Annotated in this window: 19 protein-coding genes; 10 read left to right on the forward strand and 9 right to left on the reverse strand. The window is 48.4% G+C overall.

The window, feature by feature from the left end:
• The first annotated feature begins 58 nt into the window (after window positions 1-58).
• Both IRJ25_RS13035 and IRJ25_RS13040 read left to right on the forward strand, forming a co-directional pair.
• A complete protein-coding gene (locus tag IRJ25_RS13035; RefSeq protein WP_214873740.1) occupies window positions 59-1,003 on the forward strand; it encodes a DMT family transporter in 945 nt (314 codons plus the stop codon).
• Between the two features lie 134 nt (window positions 1,004-1,137).
• Entirely contained in the window at window positions 1,138-1,440 is a 303-nt protein-coding gene (locus IRJ25_RS13040) for a hypothetical protein (RefSeq protein WP_031421094.1), read from the forward strand.
• Window positions 1,441-1,479: 39 nt separating this feature from the next.
• Here the strand turns inward: IRJ25_RS13040 and IRJ25_RS13045 are convergent, their stop codons facing one another.
• The 3 genes from IRJ25_RS13045 to yfkAB are packed head-to-tail and all read right to left on the reverse strand — an operon-like array spanning window position 1,480 to window position 4,019.
• Window positions 1,480-2,622: an MFS transporter gene (locus IRJ25_RS13045; protein ID WP_078146369.1), complete on the reverse strand. Its 1,143-nt coding sequence runs from the start codon at window positions 2,620-2,622 to the stop codon at window positions 1,480-1,482.
• A gap of 42 nt (window positions 2,623-2,664) precedes the next feature.
• On the reverse strand, window positions 2,665-2,859 hold the full coding sequence (locus IRJ25_RS13050) for a hypothetical protein (RefSeq protein ID WP_015880865.1): 195 nt from the start codon (window positions 2,857-2,859) through the stop codon (window positions 2,665-2,667).
• 53 nt (window positions 2,860-2,912) lie between these two features.
• On the reverse strand, window positions 2,913-4,019 hold the full coding sequence (yfkAB, locus tag IRJ25_RS13055) for a radical SAM/CxCxxxxC motif protein YfkAB (RefSeq protein ID WP_214818400.1): 1,107 nt from the start codon (window positions 4,017-4,019) through the stop codon (window positions 2,913-2,915).
• Between the two features lie 85 nt (window positions 4,020-4,104).
• Here yfkAB and IRJ25_RS13060 point away from each other — a divergent pair, with 85 nt between their 5' ends.
• Genes IRJ25_RS13060 through IRJ25_RS13070 form a run of 3 tightly spaced genes read left to right on the forward strand, consistent with a single transcriptional unit; the run spans window position 4,105 to window position 6,187 of the window.
• Window positions 4,105-4,314, forward strand: a complete 210-nt coding sequence (locus IRJ25_RS13060) for a hypothetical protein (RefSeq protein ID WP_015880867.1) — start codon at window positions 4,105-4,107, stop codon at window positions 4,312-4,314.
• A complete protein-coding gene (gene rlmD / locus IRJ25_RS13065) occupies window positions 4,311-5,687 on the forward strand; it encodes a 23S rRNA (uracil(1939)-C(5))-methyltransferase RlmD (protein ID WP_074037716.1) in 1,377 nt (458 codons plus the stop codon). The genes IRJ25_RS13060 and rlmD overlap by 4 nt, the downstream gene beginning before the upstream one ends.
• A gap of 50 nt (window positions 5,688-5,737) precedes the next feature.
• On the forward strand, window positions 5,738-6,187 hold the full coding sequence (locus IRJ25_RS13070; protein WP_167365523.1) for a cytidine deaminase: 450 nt from the start codon (window positions 5,738-5,740) through the stop codon (window positions 6,185-6,187).
• A 29-nt stretch (window positions 6,188-6,216) separates the two neighbouring features.
• Here the strand turns inward: IRJ25_RS13070 and IRJ25_RS13075 are convergent, their stop codons facing one another.
• Window positions 6,217-6,423, reverse strand: coding sequence for a hypothetical protein (locus IRJ25_RS13075; RefSeq protein WP_074037714.1), 207 nt, complete (start codon window positions 6,421-6,423; stop codon window positions 6,217-6,219).
• A 117-nt stretch (window positions 6,424-6,540) separates the two neighbouring features.
• Here IRJ25_RS13075 and IRJ25_RS13080 point away from each other — a divergent pair, with 117 nt between their 5' ends.
• Window positions 6,541-6,828 (forward strand): hypothetical protein, encoded by a 288-nt coding sequence (locus IRJ25_RS13080; protein WP_074037713.1) that lies wholly within the window; start codon window positions 6,541-6,543, stop codon window positions 6,826-6,828.
• A 30-nt stretch (window positions 6,829-6,858) separates the two neighbouring features.
• Here the strand turns inward: IRJ25_RS13080 and IRJ25_RS13085 are convergent, their stop codons facing one another.
• The 5 genes from IRJ25_RS13085 to IRJ25_RS13105 all read right to left on the reverse strand — a co-directional run bounded on the left by IRJ25_RS13085 (window position 6,859) and on the right by IRJ25_RS13105 (window position 11,924).
• Window positions 6,859-8,250, reverse strand: coding sequence for a sensor histidine kinase (locus IRJ25_RS13085; protein WP_031421106.1), 1,392 nt, complete (start codon window positions 8,248-8,250; stop codon window positions 6,859-6,861).
• Complete coding sequence (locus IRJ25_RS13090) at window positions 8,247-8,936, reverse strand: response regulator transcription factor (RefSeq protein WP_074037712.1); 690 nt, start codon at window positions 8,934-8,936, stop codon at window positions 8,247-8,249. Before IRJ25_RS13090 ends, IRJ25_RS13085 begins: the two co-directional genes overlap by 4 nt.
• A 168-nt stretch (window positions 8,937-9,104) precedes the next feature.
• Window positions 9,105-9,671: a GNAT family N-acetyltransferase gene (locus IRJ25_RS13095; protein ID WP_159563577.1), complete on the reverse strand. Its 567-nt coding sequence runs from the start codon at window positions 9,669-9,671 to the stop codon at window positions 9,105-9,107.
• Window positions 9,672-9,848: 177 nt separating this feature from the next.
• Window positions 9,849-11,003: an amidohydrolase gene (locus tag IRJ25_RS13100; protein ID WP_269318435.1), complete on the reverse strand. Its 1,155-nt coding sequence runs from the start codon at window positions 11,001-11,003 to the stop codon at window positions 9,849-9,851.
• Window positions 11,004-11,015: 12 nt separating this feature from the next.
• Window positions 11,016-11,924: a TIGR01777 family oxidoreductase gene (locus IRJ25_RS13105; protein ID WP_074037710.1), complete on the reverse strand. Its 909-nt coding sequence runs from the start codon at window positions 11,922-11,924 to the stop codon at window positions 11,016-11,018.
• Window positions 11,925-12,069: 145 nt separating this feature from the next.
• Here IRJ25_RS13105 and recX point away from each other — a divergent pair, with 145 nt between their 5' ends.
• The 4 genes from recX to IRJ25_RS13125 all read left to right on the forward strand — a co-directional run bounded on the left by recX (window position 12,070) and on the right by IRJ25_RS13125 (window position 18,684).
• On the forward strand, window positions 12,070-12,882 hold the full coding sequence (gene recX, locus IRJ25_RS13110; RefSeq protein WP_159563580.1) for a recombination regulator RecX: 813 nt from the start codon (window positions 12,070-12,072) through the stop codon (window positions 12,880-12,882).
• A 48-nt stretch (window positions 12,883-12,930) separates the two neighbouring features.
• Entirely contained in the window at window positions 12,931-14,571 is a 1,641-nt protein-coding gene (locus IRJ25_RS13115) for an L-lactate permease (protein ID WP_269318436.1), read from the forward strand.
• Between the two features lie 320 nt (window positions 14,572-14,891).
• On the forward strand, window positions 14,892-16,616 hold the full coding sequence (locus IRJ25_RS13120) for an ABC transporter ATP-binding protein (RefSeq protein WP_159563581.1): 1,725 nt from the start codon (window positions 14,892-14,894) through the stop codon (window positions 16,614-16,616).
• Window positions 16,617-16,638: 22 nt separating this feature from the next.
• Entirely contained in the window at window positions 16,639-18,684 is a 2,046-nt protein-coding gene (locus tag IRJ25_RS13125; protein ID WP_264093234.1) for an ABC transporter ATP-binding protein, read from the forward strand.
• The last annotated feature ends 5 nt before the right edge of the window (window positions 18,685-18,689 follow it).

An 18,689-nucleotide genomic window follows, 5' to 3' on the forward strand; every position in this document is an offset into this window, starting at 1 on the left:
TTATCTTAACACGCTTATCAGTGACTCACAAATAAAAAGATTAAGGAGTTTTTGTGTCATGCAAAATATATTTGAACGCCCTTGGACGGTGGCGTTATTGGCGATTTTCAATACGTTGTTATGGGGGAGTGCGTTCCCATTCATCAAGTTGAGTTATGAGAAACTTGATATCCAATCGAATGAGTATGGGCAACAACTATTGTTCGCTGGCGAGCGCTTTTTACTCGCAGGGATTCTATTGCTCATCATCAGTCAGACCGTTTTGAAACGGTCTGTCCGATTCACCCGTGAAAAGGTAAAGGCGTATGCGCATCTCGGTTTGTTTTTGACGTTTCTACAATACTTGTTCTTTTATATCGGACTGTCCATTTCGACGGGGGTCCAGGGATCAATCATTGCTGGTTCTACATCGTTTTTCCAAATGGCCCTCGCTCATTTCCGATATGAAGACGACAAATTGAATCGATTGAAGGGATTTGCTTTAACGTTTGGTTTTTCTGGAATCGTCATCGCGAACTGGCCGGCGACCGGATCTGAAGTTGGTTTTGGGTTAGGAGAGATTTTACTCATCTTGGCGATGGTATCCGGAGCGTTCGGGAACTTGATTGCGAAGGACTACTCGAAGACGTATGATGTTGCCCCGATGACGGCTTGGGCGATGGTGATCGGTTCAGTTGGGTTACTGCTGATCGGCTATCTATTAGACCCGAATGGTGTTTCCATGCCGTACACCGGACAGACGATTGCGTTCTTGTTTTACTTGGCGATGTTGTCAGCGATCGGATTTACATTGTGGAACACGTTAATGAAATACAATCCGGTCAGTCGAATTTCACTCTATATCTTCTTAGTTCCCTTATTTGGAGTCATGTTGTCAGGGATTTTACTCGGTGAAACGATTCCATGGAATGCGGTGGTCGGACTCGGATTCGTTATTGTCGGCATTTATTTATCTACGTATTTTCAAGGTCGCCGTACAAAAAAACAAACGGATGTCATTTGAAATAGAGACAGAGTTGACGGAATTGAAATCCCATGACAAAATATATTAAAAATTCTGAATTTTAAAGTTCGAAAATCGGTCTTCGTTTGTAAAGACTTGCGTGCGCAATCATTCAAAGGGAGGAGGAAGAAACAATGACTAGAAATCGAATCGTTCGAAACATTCTCATCTCACGTCAGCCGAAAGATGAGTACGTCAAGTACGTGATGAAGTGCGTGAGTCAAAGTTTAAAAGAACGTCACGGTCCAGTGGCGACCCGCGCCACAAGACAAGGTGATGATATTCAGACGAGATGGCAGTTCGATGACCGTGTCGTAGAAGTGACGCTAAAATCCGATGTACTCGCTTCGCTAGACACTGAACCATTCGCGCTAGACGAAGTGTTCATCCGAGCTTTGCAGTTAAACGATGATGAAATGGAACGAGTAGTGGAATAAAACAGAGGCAGGTGGTTCATGGGAACCATCTGCCTCTGTTTATAAGTCGATTGGTTTAGCGGTCGACGTGAAGAGTCGTAGCGCTAGAATACCGAGAATGACGGCATACATAAAGAAATAGACCTCTTTCGGTAAAGACAACCAGAAGGCACCGATCATCGGACCTGAGATCGAGCCGATGCTGAATGAAATACTGTAGAGCATGTTTCCCGTCGGCAGTAACGAACGGGGAAGCACCTCTGTCATATGCGCCAAACCGAGTGAATAAGTCGATCCTAGCCCGGCGCCGGCAAGTGCGAATAGGAAGAGTAGACCGACATAGGAATCGACAACAAGATTCGCCAAAGTGAATACGAGGGTACCAAACGTCAGCACGATTTGTAAGATCCGCTTCTTACCGTACAAGTCTGCGAGGCGACCAAGAGGAAGCTGAACGACAATCGACATGACGATGAACGTCGTGATGAGTGTGCTCGTTTCCGTCAAACTCATCCCATTCCGAGACGTAAAAATGGGAAAGTTGGCATTTAAGCTCGCTTCGAGAAACCCATATGTAAAGGCAGGGAGAAGCGTGTATCCCGCACCGACAAGAATCAGGCGAATTCGTCCTTTCGAGTCGGTCTTCACTTTTTCGACCTCCGGAAACTCGTTCTCGACTTTAAAGACGAGCATCAACGAAGCGAGACAGAAGAAGACGATGATGAGGAACGGTAACCAAAACCATAGGTCGACGAGTGGTGCGATCAATGGACCGATGGCAAAACCGAGACTGAAAGACATTCCATAATACGCCATCGCTCGACCGAGACTGCTCTTTTCACTTGCTGAGGTCACCCATACTTGTGACCCGTAGTGTAGAGCCGAGTCGCCGAATCCGATGAAGAAGCGCATCATCGCCCAAACGAGTAAGGACGGCCAAATCGGTAAAGCGAAGGTCGCGACAGCCGTCAATACGATACCGAGGACGATGGTCGGTCGGAATCCATATTTACGGACGAATCGCTCCAGGAGAGGCGCAGAGACGATCACACCGACGTAAAGCATCGTCGCGTTCAGTCCGTTCACCCAGGCCGGGGCCCCATCCCGTTCAATCAACGTGGATAAGAGTGGGATGAGCGCACCTTGAATCAACCCGGAAATAAAGACAATCAATAGTAAAATCATAAAACGAAAACGGAGCATAGGTTCACCTCATGAAGTCAAAGTAAAAAGCCGAGAAGGGTCTCAGCTTTTCGTGTCGTCAATCGGTTGTGGAGAGTGATTCAAATGCAGCAATTCATCATCCCAACTGCCTTGACTAAACATTTCATCATGCTCTACTTTGTCTGAAACGAATGCGGCTGTCAATAAGATGCTCAGTACTCCGCCAAAAATAATGATGGCCATCACGGTAATCATGAGGATATAAATCGCAGTCATCTACACGCACCTCGATTCATTTAATATACAGAACATTTCCCGAATCGAAATATTTAAAACGATGTAGCTTTACGAGATTGGAAATCGACCGTCGGATAATATGCTTGTTTAACGAGTGCGTTCGGCCCGAGACACTTCACGGCAGGGCAGTGACAAGAGAGTGTAGCGTTCAATTGGCTGTTCGTCCACTTATCATACGCCTCTTGGAATGGTGTGTCATAGACGGTGCCGAGTGAACCGAGTTCATCACCGAAATCGGTCACGATGATCTGTCCGTCAAAGATATTCGTATTGAGACGAGAACGTCCATCTGGGTCGTTTCGAACGGTCACGTTTTTTGTTTCATGAAGTCGCTTCAACAGAGCACGGTCTTCAGGTAGGTCAGAACATGCATAGAATGGTAACGTCCCGAACAACATCCATACGTTCTCGTCACGGGCATCGAGTAAGTCATGGATGGCTTGTCGCGTATCAGCGAGCGATGCTGATTCGAGGGCGCTAGCGAAGTCTGCGGGGTACATTGGGTGCACCTCATGCCTTTGGCAACCGAGCGATACGATTTCTTCATGGATCTCTTTCAAGTGCGGAATCGTTCGTTTGTTGATCATCGTCTCCGCGGACACAATGATTCCTTCAGATGTGAGAGCACGTGCGTTGTCTTTCATCGTCTGGAGCATTTTCAATCGTGCCTCTTCACTTGGTTTCCGGTCCATCATCGCGAATCCGCCTTCAAGGAAATCGGCATCGGTACCCCAGTTATGCGAAATGTGCAAAACGTCCAAGTAAGGGGTAATAAGATGATAGCGAGATAACGGTAGCGTCAAGTTCGAGTTGATTTGCGTGCGCGCCCCACGTTCTTTCGCATAACGTAACAATGGAACGACATAGTTGCGGACCGATTTCATAGACAGCATCGGTTCACCGCCTGTGATGGAGAAGGCACGCAAATGTTCGATCTCATCCAGTCGTTGAATCAACAGGTCGAGCGGAACTTCTGGTTCTTCTGTTTGGTCTAGCATATAACCGACCGCACAATGTTCGCAGCGCATGTTACACAGCTTCGTTGTAGTGACTTCGACATTGGATAAGACGAGTCGACCGTGTTCGACTTGGTCGAGATAGGCTTCCCAAGGGTCGAAAGTTGGGGAGATGTTTTGCATGTGGATTCCACCTTTTCATCAAGTTACACGAAATAGTATGCTATAATAGCAACTCTTTGTCACGAACCAAAGGAGCGATTACAAGATGGGTAAATCACGAACAGATACTGCCGGAAAGATGAACGTCCTAAAATCGAGAACGGAATTACTCTGTCTATCGGTCAATACGCTAGACGAGCATACGACACCTGAAGATTTACATCGCCTGTTAGCCGACATTGATTCGTTGCGCGCTAAAGTAGTGCGTTACGCCAAAGACCTAGAACAATCGTCTCGAAAGGATGAATCAGATTGAAATTAATTACAGGAGATTTTAAAGATGTCACGGTCGAACGACTTGGCATTAATGGAGAAGGCATTGCGACACTTAATCGCATGGTCATCTTCATTCCGAACTTATTGCCGGGAGAACGAGCCAAAGTCGAAATCACGCGTGTGGAAAAAAACTATGCGGAAGCGCGTGTCGTCAAACGAGATAACGACTCGAAAGACCGCGTCAAAGCACCTTGTCCGATTTACGATGAGTGCGGGGGCTGCCAAATCCAACATATGAGTTCACGTCTGCAGATGGAGTATAAGGAAGAAATCGTTCGAAACGCCTTCCGTCAAAAGACGAAACTAAACGTGGACAAATCGGATATCCGTCCAACAATCGGAATGGAAGATCCATGGTATTACCGGAACAAGTCACAATTCCCACTCGGCACGCGTCGCGGTGAGATCGTATCAGGTCTCTACAAACCGAACTCGAACCATCTCGTGCCGATCGAGCACTGTATGGTCCAACAACGGGATACGACGAACATCAACAATGCGATTGTCCGTATTTTAAACGAACTTGATATTCCAGTCTACGATGCACGTCGCGACACGGGGTACGCGCGTACAATCGTCGTCCGCTCGGGTTATAACACGAACGATGTTCAAGTCGTTTTGGTCGTCGGACATGAAGATGTCCCTGATTTAGATGAATTGAGCGACCGCATCATGGAATTGCCGAATGTTGTGTCGTTCCATATCAATATCAATGCAAACCGTTCGGGTGTTATTTTCGGTTATCGGACAGTTCACATCGCCGGTCAGGAGAAAATGGATGAACAATTAGACGACGTTCATTATCACTTATCACCACGCGCATTCTTCCAGTTGAATCCGGCACAGACAGAAAAAATGTACCGTGAAGTGGTCGAGGCCGCAGGATTGACGGGTGAAGAACGTGTGATCGATGCGTATGCAGGAGTAGGGTCGATCGGACTTTGGTTAGCCCCATATGCGAAAGAAATCCGTGGAATGGAAGTCGTGCCGGAAGCGGTCGAAGATGCCAATGACCATATGCGTGAAAATGGCTATAACCATGTCACATACGTCGAAGGGCGTGCCGAGCATTGGATTCCACGTTGGGTAAAAGATGGATGGATCCCAGACGTCATCGTAGTCGACCCGCCACGCACAGGGATGGACCATCAATTGATCAATTCCATCATCTCTTCTAAAACGAAGCGGATCGTTTACGTGTCATGTAACCCGCAGACGCTCGCACGTGACGCCGACCAGTTGATGAAAGCGGGATACAAAGTGAATTACGTACAGCCGTATGATATGTTCCCACAGACATCTCATGTCGAGTCGGTCGTCGTATTCGAGAAAAAGAAAAAGAAAAAATATTGACGAGACCGTGAAAAGGCTTGTCACGTAAGCGTTTTCACGATATAGTTCAGATGTCAGACTTCTTTTCAAATATAGAAGTGGAGGAACATCCTATGATCTCACAAGAACGCGTACAAGAACTCGTCCATAAAGCCATCGAAGCGCGCAAACGCGCCTATACACCGTATTCAAAGTTTAAAGTAGGAGCTGTCGTCATCGATACATCAGGAAACGAAATTACAGGATGTAACGTGGAAAACGCCTCGTACGGACTATCGATGTGTGCCGAACGCACAGCCATTTTTAAAGCCGTGTCAGAAGGTAGTGACGCGATTGAAACGGTCGTCGTCGTCGGTGACACGGAAGGCCCGATTTCACCATGTGGTGCGTGCCGCCAAGTGATTTCTGAATTCGCTGGCGAAGATTTCACGTTGATTCTTGCAAACTTGAACGGTGATACGAAAGTGATGACGAAAGAAGAGATGTTGCCTTACGGATTTTCACCAAAAGATTTAACATAACAAGCTGCGGACGTTTGTCCGCAGCTTGTTTATGTGTCTTTATATTTCTTTTCACTCACTGAGTCATCTTTGGAGTGACGTTTATTCTTTTCATCCTTCACTCGTTCGTTCAATTCCTCTACAGGAATCGGGTCGACGGTTTGCATGCCGTCCTCGTCAAAGATGCTTTCTTTGTCCGTGTCTACCGCGTCCGGATTATCAAACGGACGTTTCGAAGTGGGTCGTTTCTTTTCCATCCAATCGCCTCCTTCCATTAGCCATTCCACTCGTAGAAATGTTGTAAACGTTTTCGATAATGGTTTTGAGATTATAAAATGGTGGAATGAAGAGTGCATAGTGAAGGAGGGGTTAGGATGGATCGGAAAGTGTTGATGGGGATTGTCTTAGGTGTTGCCGGTGCGGCGCTCGTTGCACCAAAAGTGGCGGCACTGCTTTCGCAACGTGAGGAAGAAGATACGTGGCAGAAGATGGATGAACGGGAAAGCGTCGATGCGAATCAAGATGAAGCGGAGCAAGGGCTCACGCAACTTGATTCAAGTCACCGTGCCGAATGGCAGGCGAACGGTTTTCCACAGACGCATGCCGAACGCGAACGACTTGAACGAGAGTCGGTCGAACAATATAAAGGGAAAGACATATGAAAAGAAAAGGCAGCCATCGCGGCTGCCTATTTACATATCAAATTCATCGTCAGGTAGAAGCGGCAGACCGACAGTGACAGTCGTTCCTTGTCCGACTTCAGAGCTGAAATGAAGGGACCCTTCATGACGCTCGATAATGTGCTTCGCAATGGCCAAACCGAGGCCGGTTCCGCCATCTTTTCGTGTCCGTGATTTATTGACGCGATAGAAGCGTTCCGTCAATTTGTCTAAATCTTCTTTCGGGATGCCTCGACCTTCGTCGCGTATTTCCGTGATTGCATATTCGGTTTCGGCGAACGTTTTCACATGAATCGTCTTGCCAGCATCCGTATATCGGAGCGCGTTGTCGAGAAGATTGCCGATGACTTGTTCGAGTCGGTCATGGTCACCGAGGATGATCAAGTCGAAGTCTAAATCCGATTCGATTGTCACGCCTTTCGCACGGGCAATCGGTTCAAGACGATAGAGGACGTCTTCAAGTACTTGCGAGTAAACGACCGGTTCTTTCGTCATCGGGTACGAATCGCGCTCTAGCTGGGCGAGATCGAGTAAGTCCGTGACAAGGCGCTGAAGCCGGTTCGTCTCGTTCTCGATGATGTCGTAATATTGTGCCCTCGTTTTTTCATCCAATGACTCATCTTGGAGCATCTCGGTATAACCGCGGATGTAAGAGAGTGGCGTGCGAAGTTCGTGACTGACGTTAGCGAGAAACTCTTTACGCTGTTCTTCAACAAGTCCGAGCGATTCCGCCATCGAGTTGAGCGTGTCTGCTAGTTCACCAATTTCGTCATCGTAGACAATCGGAATGCGGTGGGAGAAATCACCTTGCGCATAGACTTGAGAGGCACGCTTCATCTGAATGAGTGGTTGGATGATTGTGTCGATGATCTGTTTACCAAAAATGAGCAAGTTCACAATCATGAGGACGAGTAAAAACGTGATCATGAGCCGAATCGGTTGGAACGGTTCACTGATTTTACTGAGCTCCATATACAAAATGAGTGCATTGTCGAGTTCATCGTCGCGGATGAGAGGAAATGCGGTCATCAAAATGTCGACGTCCTCGGTCGGATGTTTCCGGGTCACCGAGATGGCATAACCGTCCTGCAACCGTTCGAGGTCTTGCTGCCTTAAAAAGGTTTTACCGGAGCCGAGTGTGTCCTCTCGAACGGAGGAGAGGAACACTTTCGTTTCGGTCAATTCGTTCGTGTACGTCATACTATCGGCGAACGCGTCCGAGAAACCGTCGGCCTTATAGATGGTGACAAGTTTCTCACCGCGATTGATGAGCAGTTCTTCTTGCGTTTGAATATAGAACTTGTCGTACAGATAAAACGTCATGATGAGAAACACGAACGCTGAGAAGAGGCTGGCTGTCCAGATGGTAATCCAAATCCGCTTCCTGATCGTGTATCGTTTCATCCGTTTGCCTCGAATTTGTAGCCAATTCCCCAGACTGTCTGAATATAACCGCCCGCCTCGCCGAGTTTCAGGCGAAGCGTCTTAATGTGAGTATCCACCGTGCGAAGGTTTCCATGATACTCGGTCCCCCAAATCTGATCAAGTAATTGTTCACGGGAGAATACTTTTTCGTCGTTCGTGATGAATAGGTAGAGCAAATCAAACTCTTTTCGTGTCAAGTTGACGGTCTTCCCTTTCACACTGACGGTACGTCCTTCGATATCGATTGAGAGGACCCCGACATCAAACGTCGCTTCTTGTTCTTTTGAGAAGCTGTGCGTGCGACGGAGCGTCGCTTCGATTCGTGCGAGTAATTCGCGTGGGCTAAACGGTTTCGTGATGTAATCGTCTGCCCCGATTTTGAGGCCGTGAATGCGGTCGAGCTCTTCTGAGCGTGCCGTCAACAGGATGATGGGTACGTTTGAGAACTCACGGATGCGCATGCAAGCCGTCAATCCGTCGAGTTCCGGCATCATCACATCAAGTAAGACGAGATGGAACGTCTCTTCTTTCAAGCGTTCAATCGCTTCAAGGCCGTTTGAGGCGGTGACCGTCTCATACCCTTCTTTTTCTAAATTTGATACAAGTAAATCGCGCATTTGTTCTTCGTCGTCGGTCACGAGGATACGAAACATTGATTCTGACATATGCCATTCTCCTTTGCAAAACGGTTAACGGGAGTTGTGATAAATCCCTCATACTTCTATCATACCTATCTCTTCGAATTAGAACAGATTTATTCGGCTCCGACAAGTTCCCTCCATCAAATCCACACAAAAACGCCACAAAAAAGCCAATTCTTTGACAGAATTGGCTCATGCTTCGAGTTGTGCCTCGTATGGCACTTCGTATTCCGGGACGTGTAGGGCATGCAAGTATAGTTGGAAGCTCGACTTGGATACTTCATATAAAACATACTCCACGTCACCTTGGTTGATCTCCGCAAGCAGTTCGGAACGAATCTCGTTCGCGCAAAACGCGTACGGAAGCTTCTCTGCTGCAGCAATCGATCGTTCATTCGATTTACGGATTTTTAAGAACACACTTTCAATATCAAGATCGAAGAACAGTTCTGAGAAGAACGCCTCTTTCGCCACTTGATTATAACCTTTGCCGTGATACGGCTTGCCAAGCCACGTGCCAAGGAATCCATATCCGGATTCGACATCGAACAAGCTAATCGTCCCAATCGGGGTGCCATACTCGTTCGTGATGGTACGTGAGATGATATTTCCTTGCTCTTCTAGCTCGATGACTTGCTTCGTGCTAAATAAAAACTCGTCAAAATGGACCGTCTTTTGACGGACATACGGAAAGACATCTGGGTGTTGCATCAGTTCGAACAACTCCGCGCAGTCGGTGAGCTCACGAAATTTGAGCACCTTTACATTCCTCCTCCTATTTCAGACCGCTGAAGAATAGTCGTAACGAAAGCATACTTCTGGCTTCGCTGTTCGAACCGCCTTGGCTGCTTTATGAAGTTACAAGATAATTTTATATAGTATTTTTAAAAAAGCAAGTAAATTATGCGTAAAAACCCTTATGAAAAATAATGAAAATTACTCGACCTCATGATGGGTTTCAGCACGGTCCGTTTTGTACACGACTTCACCGTTCACAATCGTCATAATCGGCTTCGATAAGTAGTCGAGCGGGAAGTGACTCCAAAGCACCAAATCGGCATCTTTTCCGACTTCGAGAGAGCCGATTCGGTCAGCGACACCTAGTGATTCAGCTGGATTGATGGTGATCCCTCGCAACGCGATATCGACAGGAAGTCCTTCACGTGCCGCAAGTCCGGCGCACAAGTTCAAATATTGGACCGGCGTGTACGGATGGTCGGTCGTGATGGAGACGATCATGCGGTGCTCATGGAGAATGCGATACGTCTCCCATGTCTTGTTCTGGAGCTCGATTTTAGATTTTCGAGTAAACGTCGGTCCGACGGTGACATGTTTCACACCGAGTTCTTGTAGTTTTTCAACGACAAGATGACCTTCTGTACAATGTTCGATACGATAGTCGAGATCGAACTCTTGGGCAAAGCGAACGACAGATAAAATGTCATCGGCGCGGTGGGCATGCACACGAATCGGCATCTCTCGGTCGAGGGCAAGTTGAATCATCTGACTGCCGAACGTTCCGATCGTTTTGGTCGACCCGACGGTACGGAACGCTTCACGAAGCAACCCCATAATCCCCATCCGCGTCAAATCACCTGTTTTGCCCATACTATGAATCCGTTTCGGGTTTTCACCGAGTGCCATCTTCAATCCGGCATAACGACGGACGATCATGTCGTCAATATATCGACCGTGTGTTTTGATGACACTGGTCACACCACCGATGACGTTCATACTTCCTGGCATGACCTGAACGGCGGTCACGCCTGCCATCAGCGCTTCTCGAAATCCTTCGTCAAGAGGGTATACCCCGTCAATCGCACGTGCATGAGGCGTCATCGCTTCGACCGTCTCATTGGCGTCGTTTCCGACAGAGCCGGTTCCTTCATCATATAATCCGAGGTGGGTGTGAGCATCGATGAAGCCCGGGAATAAAAAGTTTCCTTCGGCTTCAATGACATGCTCCCCGTCAGTCGGTTCAAGTAAATCGGACATTTCGACGATTTTCCCGTCCCGAACACGGAGGTCTCCGTAAAAATGGGGGGCAGTGATGGGGTAAATATGGGCATTTCGGATTAGTAAGTGACTCACAATTCATTCTCCTTAAACATCTTGTAGTAGTTGTGTTAGAGCCGGTTCCAATGTTTCATAGCGGAAGTCGAAACCATGTTGAAGTGCCTTCGTCGGAACGACTTTCGCACCTTCTAGAACGATGACGCTCTTTTCGCCGAGGGCGAGTTGCATCATTGGGGCAGGTGCCGGAATCCAGTGAGGACGGTGCATCACGTTCGCAATCGTCTTCCCGAACTCATTCATCGTCACCGGTGTAGGTGCAGTGCCGTTGACGGGTCCTTCAATGGAATCAGTCTCGATGACATGCACGAACAAGCGGACGAGGTCGTCTAAATGAATCCAAGGAACCCATTGCTCTCCTGAACCAATTTTACCACCGACCCCGAACTGATAGGGGAGTTTCATTAATGGGAAGGCACCGCCATCATTCGATAAGACGACGCCGGTGCGCATCGTCACAAGACGAACGCCTAAATCACGAATGGGTTCTGCTTCCTGTTCCCAGAGGACGCAGACATTCCCGAGGAAATTAGTCCGTGTCGGCAATGGTGTTTCTTCGGAATATGTGATGGAACGATCTTCACCGTATATACCGATGGCAGAGCCGCTGATGACGACCTGTGGCTTTTGTTTCAACTGTTGAATGATCCGGACGACTTCCTTCGTCCCTTCGATTCGACTTTGAAGGATGGCTTGTTTCTGTTTGTGGGTCCATCGTCCGTCGTTGATTGAGGCGCCGGCCAAATGGATGAACGCATCTGTTCCTTCGAGTTCCTCTTCTGGTTTACTATTCGGTGTCAACCATTCGATAAACGACACACCGCGATGGCGGGGACGTGGATGACGCGTCAACACGACGACTTGATGTCCGGCGTCGGCGAGTGCACGAACGAGTGGTTGACCGATGAGCCCGGTTCCACCAGTGATTGCGATTTTCATGAAATTCCCTCCGATATCATGTGTTGTTTCTAAAATGGGTATAAGTCAGTATATCCAGATGAATACCCTTTCTTCTAACTTATCAAAAATCCTCTACGTTTCTTGAACGTGATATGTTAGAAACATGGAATGGAGGGGAGTCGTTGTGAAAATTGCAAAGTTCACGACCCAAAAGAAGAACCAAGATCGACTGAACGTCTTCATCGAACGGGAGGGGAAAGAGGAGTTTGCGTTCGCCATCGATGTTGACGTATTCATCAAGTACGGGCTCACAAAAGGGATGGAGCTCGAAGACGATTTTGTGCAAGACGTCCTTGAGGCGGAAGAAGCTCAGAAAGCCTATAAGTTGGCCATCAATTATTTATCGTATCGAATGCGCGCCATTTCAGAGGTAAGGGACTATCTCGTGAAGAAAGAGTTAAGTGAATCTGCTATCAAACATGCCATCACGCGACTAATCGAGCAGCGTTATTTGAATGATGAGGAGTTCGCAAAAGCGTATGTCCAAACGAAATTCAACACAAGTCCAAGTGGACCAATCAAAATCAAACGCGAGCTCGAACAGCTCCGAATCCCAACGGACGTTGTTGAATCCGTATTAGAATCAATCTCACACGAAGATCTCGTCGAGAAGGCTGGAAAGTTCGTGAAAAGGAAACAACTGGAAACAAATCGTCGTTCTGCCACAGAAGTGCAACAAAGAATTCAACAAACCCTGATGCAAAGGGGGTTTACCTTTGATATTATTTCAGAGGCGATTCAAACTTTTTGGGAAGAAGAGGACGAAGATGTCGAGGTTGCGGCATGTCTGAAACAGGCTGAGAAGTTGAGTCGGAAGTTCAGCGGATACGACGCGTTCGAACGCAAACAGCGCATGAAGATGCAGCTTCGGCGCAAAGGATTTCCGTATGATGTGATTGAACGTACGTTAGATCGAATCGCTGAAGAAGAATCGTGATGGGACATCTGTTTACGGTAGGGGAAAACACGAAAAGGTGGGTCTACATTGACGATTTTAGAATGGATTACAGCACTGACACCGATTGTGGCCGTGCTCATCTTATTGGTCATTATGCGTTTACCTGCATCGGTAGCCATGCCCTTGTCACTTGTGACGACGGCGATTTTAGCGTTCTTCGTCTGGCAATTGGATGCGACACGAATTATGGCGGCGACATTACAAGGACTCGTCATCGCCGTCACGACAGTATGGATTGTCTACGGGGCAATCGGAATGATGAATACGATGAAAGAGGGGGGCGGGATGAACGCAATTCGTTCCGGATTCGTCAACATCACACCCGACCCTCGAATTCAAGTTTTGATTGTCGGATGGTTATTCGTTTCATTTATTGAAGGCGCATCTGGATTCGGGACGCCTGCAACGGTTGCAGCACCGCTCTTGATCGCACTCGGGTTTCCACCGATTGCCGCCGTTGTCATCGCACTATCTGCAGACGTGTCGGCTGTGACATTTGGTGCGGTCGGGACACCTGCACTCATCGGGATCGGGAACGGTCTATCTTTAGATGTGAACCAACCTGAATCGATTGCCTTCTTGACAGAGGTCGTCTTGCAGACGGTGTTGATCGATATGGTGGTCGGCCTATTCATCCCGTTCATTTTGATTTTGATGTTGACGCGGTTCTTCAGTAAAGAGAAGTCGATAAAACCCGCACTTGAGGTATTTCCGATTGCGATTGTGGCGGCGTTGTTATACAGCGTACCTGCGTACATTTGGACACTCATCCTCGGATTTGAGTTCGGTGGCATGCTCGGTGGTTTAACCGGTCTGGTCATCCTCGTGACCATGGCTCGTAAAGGCATTCTCATGCCGAAACGCGTCTGGACGTTTGATGGATATGTGGATGAATTAGAACCATCTGCTGAAAAAGTGACGCTCAAATCAACCACGCGAGAATTGCCTCAGTGGAAGGCGTGGGCACCTTATCTTATTTTGACGATTTTCTTAGTGCTCACCCGTACTGTCCCATTTTTAAACGAACTCTCTCGCAGTGTCCGAATCAATCTCCCGGACATTCTCGGGGTAGAAGGAGTTTCGACGTCTTGGGAACCGTTCTATTCACCAGGTTTCATGTTTATCCTGACGATTATTGCGACATTCTTCTTACACAACATGAGTTGGTCACAAGTAACATCGGTGTTCAAGGCGACGACACTTGGAGTCGTCGGGACGGCCATCACGTTAGCGGCGTCGGTTCCGATGGTTCGTATATTCATCCACTCTGAAGATGGCGGTGCCGGACTCGCTTCGATGCCGGTCGAGCTTGCGACGGCAGCTGCTGACACGTTCGGTGGGGTGTGGCCACTTGTCGCACCGTGGATTGGGGCCCTTGGTGCCTTCGTTTCAGGGTCGGCGACGTTTTCCAATATGATGTTCTCGAGTTTGACGACAAACGTTGCGGAGTCGGTTGGACTTGATAACACGCTCGCTTTATCGATGCAGATGGCGGGAGCGAACGCAGGAAACATGATCTGTGTGTTGAACGTCGTAGCGGTCGCATCGGTTGCTGGATTACTCGGCAAGGAAGGGACCATCATCCGTTACACGCTCATGCCGATGATTTATTACGTGACGGCGACGGGGGTCATTGGTCTCATTTTAGGCATGTTTTTCTTAAACTAAATCAAGTTACAATTTTTTTACAGAATAATGTTGACAATTTTCAGAACAGTCTGCTAAGGTTTGAGTAGATTTTAAAACTATGAAACGAGAGGAGCCAGAATGATGAACAACATTGCACTCACAAACACACTCAAAACATCATATGGCTACTCGTATTTAACTGCGTGACATTGGCAGCTGGATAGGGGTAGTGTCCTTTCCCTGACCATGCAAAAGACTGAAGACTACTTCAAGCGCGCTTCATTTGATTGGTTGCACAATCAGGTGGAGTGCGCTTTTTTGCGTGCTTGGATGGGTGAGGCGGAAGGGGGAAATCAGTCATGAAACTGATTAAGCAATTGGATTGGTTTATTAAAAGACAGAAACGAACGTATGTGATTGCGATCATTTTACTGATCATCACAGGGGTTGTAGATATGCTGCCGCCTTGGATTATTGGTCAGGCGATCGATGCGATTCGTGAAGGAAGTTTGACGACAGAGCGATTGATTCTGATTGTATCGTCGCTACTCGGCATTATGGTGTTATCGTACGTGATGTCGTACTTGTGGATTGCCCGACTCTTCGGGACAGCCTTTTTACTTGAAAAGAAATTGAGAGGTCGCTTCTTTGGTCACCTCCTCAAACAAACACCGCGCTTCTATCAACAACATCGCACAGGTGACTTGATGGCACTTGCGACGAATGACTTAAAAGCGGTGGAGCGGACAGCGGGATTTGGGGTCATGACATTAGTCGACTCGTTCAACATGACGCTCATCGCCTTGACGATTATGGGAGTGTTCATTGATTGGAAGTTGACGCTCGCAGCACTTTTGCCGATGCCGATTCTCGCCTGGTCGATGAATAAACTGGGGAGTCAGATTCATACACGTTTCACGGCAGCCCAAGATTCGTTCGGCGTGATGAACGACCAAGTCGTTGAATCCATCTCTGGTCTTCGGGTCGTCCGCTCCTTCGTCCAAGAAGAGGCGGATACGAAAAAATTTGATGACATCACGGATGACGTGATGGCGAAAAACATGCATGTCGCTAAAATCGACGTCTTGTTTGAGCCGGTTATCAAATTACTCGTTGGACTCAGCTATTTGATCGGACTCTCGTTCGGGACGTATCTCGTCTTTACGAACGACATCACGCTCGGTCAACTCGTTTCCTTCAACATTTATTTAGGGATGTTGATTTGGCCGATGTATGCCTTCGGGGAACTCATCAACGTCGTCCAACGAGGAACGGCGAGCTTGGAACGGATTGAGACAACGATGAATGAGGTACCGGACGTTTCGTCAACCGGAACGGTTCACATCGATGTACCAGAGAAAATCACCTTCAAATCGCTCTCATTCCGTTATCCAAACTCGAATCGGGAGTCGTTAGAAGACATCGTCCTGCACGTCTCGCGTGGTGAGACGATTGGGATTGTCGGACCGACTGGAGCTGGGAAGACGACGTTGTTACGTCAATTGCTCCGGGAGTATCCGATCGACGATTCCCTTCTCGTGAACGGGGTGCCGATTTCGGACATTAAACTTGAAACGGTCCGTGGCTGGAGTGGGTATGTGTCACAAGAGCACCTCCTATTCTCGAAAACGGTGCGTGATAACATTCGTTTCGGAGTCGATGATGTCTCGGATGAAGCACTCGACAGAGCCATTCACCTCGCGGCGTTCGATACAGACATCGAACACTTGGAGAACGGTCTCGATACCGTCGTTGGGGAGCAAGGGGTCATGCTGTCAGGTGGACAAAAACAACGATTATCAATTGCACGTGCTTTACTGAAAAATCCTGAGATTCTGCTTCTTGACGATTCGCTCTCAGCGGTCGATGCGAAAACGGAATCACGCATAATCGATTCGGTCCGCACGAGCCGTGAGGCGAAGACGACCTTTATCGTGGCGCACCGTCTTTCTGCGGTGGCACATGCCGACCAAATTCTCGTCCTTCAAGACGGACGAGTCACCGAGCGCGGCACCCACGACCAACTGATGGAACGACACGGTTGGTACTATGAACAATTTATTCGACAAGGAGAGACGGAGTAATCCGGGAAAGGGGGAATCTCTCATGATCGATCAATATGAATTAGATCCGGTCCGCCGGAAGAAAACGATCCGCTCACTCGTTGGTTATGCCAAGCAAGTGAAGCGCTCCATCTTCCTCGGACTGACATTACTCTTTTTAGCGGTCGGTGCAGAACTTGCCGGGCCGTATATCGCCAAAATCATTATCGATGAGCATATCGTCGCCATCGAACGTGACTGGGTTCAAGTCGAATCCGGCGGTAGTGTTTCCTTTAATGGAGATTCTTATGAGAAAGAAACGAGACTAGATGGCCAAGAGGTGATTCAGCCGGTCTCGATCGTACAAACGACCGATGGTTACTATCTCGTACCTGATGCGGTTATAAGCGGAGGCGTCCGTGAAGTCGAAGGCGACGTGCTGACGATTTCAAGAGGAGACGAGACGGCGACATATGACAATATTGTCTCGCTCTCGTCGACCGACGTGTTCCAGTTCTATCAAACGGATTTACGAGCTGTCCTTCTCTTATCGGGATTGTACGTCGTCCTGTTACTATTTGCGGCCGGATTGAACTGGGGACAACAGATGCTCCTACAACGGTCGGCGCATAAAATTGTCAAAACGATGCGTCTTGATGTGATGAAGCATCTCCAAACGATTCCGGTACGCTATTTTGACCAGACACCAATCGGGAAGATTGTCAGTCGTGTCACGAATGATACAGAGACGATTCGCGACCTGTATTTAGGAGTGCTTGCTCGCGTCTTCCAAAGTGTCGTCATGATGATTGGGGTACTCATTGCCATGTTCTTCCTAGACGTGCGTCTAGGGCTCGTCTCGCTCATTATCATCCCGGTCGTCATCGTCTGGATCAAGTTGTTCCAACGTTTCTCGACAAAAAATAACTTCCGTGTCCGTGCACTCGTCGCGGATATGAACGCGCAGTTGAACGAGAGCATTCAAACGATGCCAATCATTCAATCATACGTCCGCGAAAATCTCGTTTATGACGAGTTCAATGAGAAGAACAGCGACAACTTCCAAACGAGACGAAAGTTGTTGAAATTGGATGCGTTGATGAGCCACAATCTCGTCAACTTCTTCCGAAACATGGCGCTCGCCTTGCTCATCTGGTTTGTCGGGGCACAAACGCTCGGTACGGGAAGTGTCTTAACACTCGGGATTCTGTACGCGTATATCGACTATGTTTCGCGGATCTTTGAGCCGGTGACACAGATCATGAACCAATTGTCACCACTCCAACAAGCGCTTGTCTCGGCCGACCGGATGTTCCAACTGCTCGACGAGAAAGGGGAACCGGTCTCATCAGAACGTCTTCCACGCTTTAAAGGGGATGTCGTCTTTGATGATGTCACGTTCAGTTATGAAGCAGGGAAACCGGTGTTGCAACAGATTGAACTACACGCCGCTCCTGGTGAGACGGTCGCACTCGTTGGGCATACCGGAAGCGGGAAGAGTTCAATCATGAACTTGCTCATGCGTTTCTATGACCCCTCGGCCGGAGTCCTTCGAATCGATGGCATGGACGTGACTAAACTACCGACGCAGGCGGTACGAGACCATCTCGGGATCGTCTTACAAGACCCGTTCCTATTCACTGGAACGATTCGGACGAACGTCACGCTTGGAGATGAGACGATTACGGACGAACAGGTATGGAAAGCACTCACAGCCGTCGGGGCAGACCGCTTCGTGAAGCAGCTACCGCAAGGCATCGATGAGCCGGTGATCGAGCGTGGAGCTTCACTCTCGAGTGGAGAACGACAGCTGGTCAGTTTCGCACGCGCCCTCGTCTTTGACCCGGCCATCCTCGTCCTCGATGAAGCGACAGCGAGCGTCGACTCGGAGACGGAGGCATTGATTCAGGACGCGCTCAAGACACTCACGTACGGTCGGACGACATTTGTGATCGCGCACCGACTCTCGACGATTCGGGAAGCGGACCAGATTCTCGTTCTCGACCACGGGCGAATCATTGAGCGAGGCAATCACCAGTCACTCATCGAGTATGGTGGTGTCTACGCCCGAATGCATGAATTACAGAGTAAACAACAAGCCATCAGTTAAGGAGG

Source organism: Exiguobacterium sp. KJ 601 (assembly GCF_027161185.1).
In the GTDB taxonomy this organism is placed as follows: Bacteria; Bacillota; Bacilli; order Exiguobacteriales; family Exiguobacteriaceae; genus Exiguobacterium; species Exiguobacterium profundum.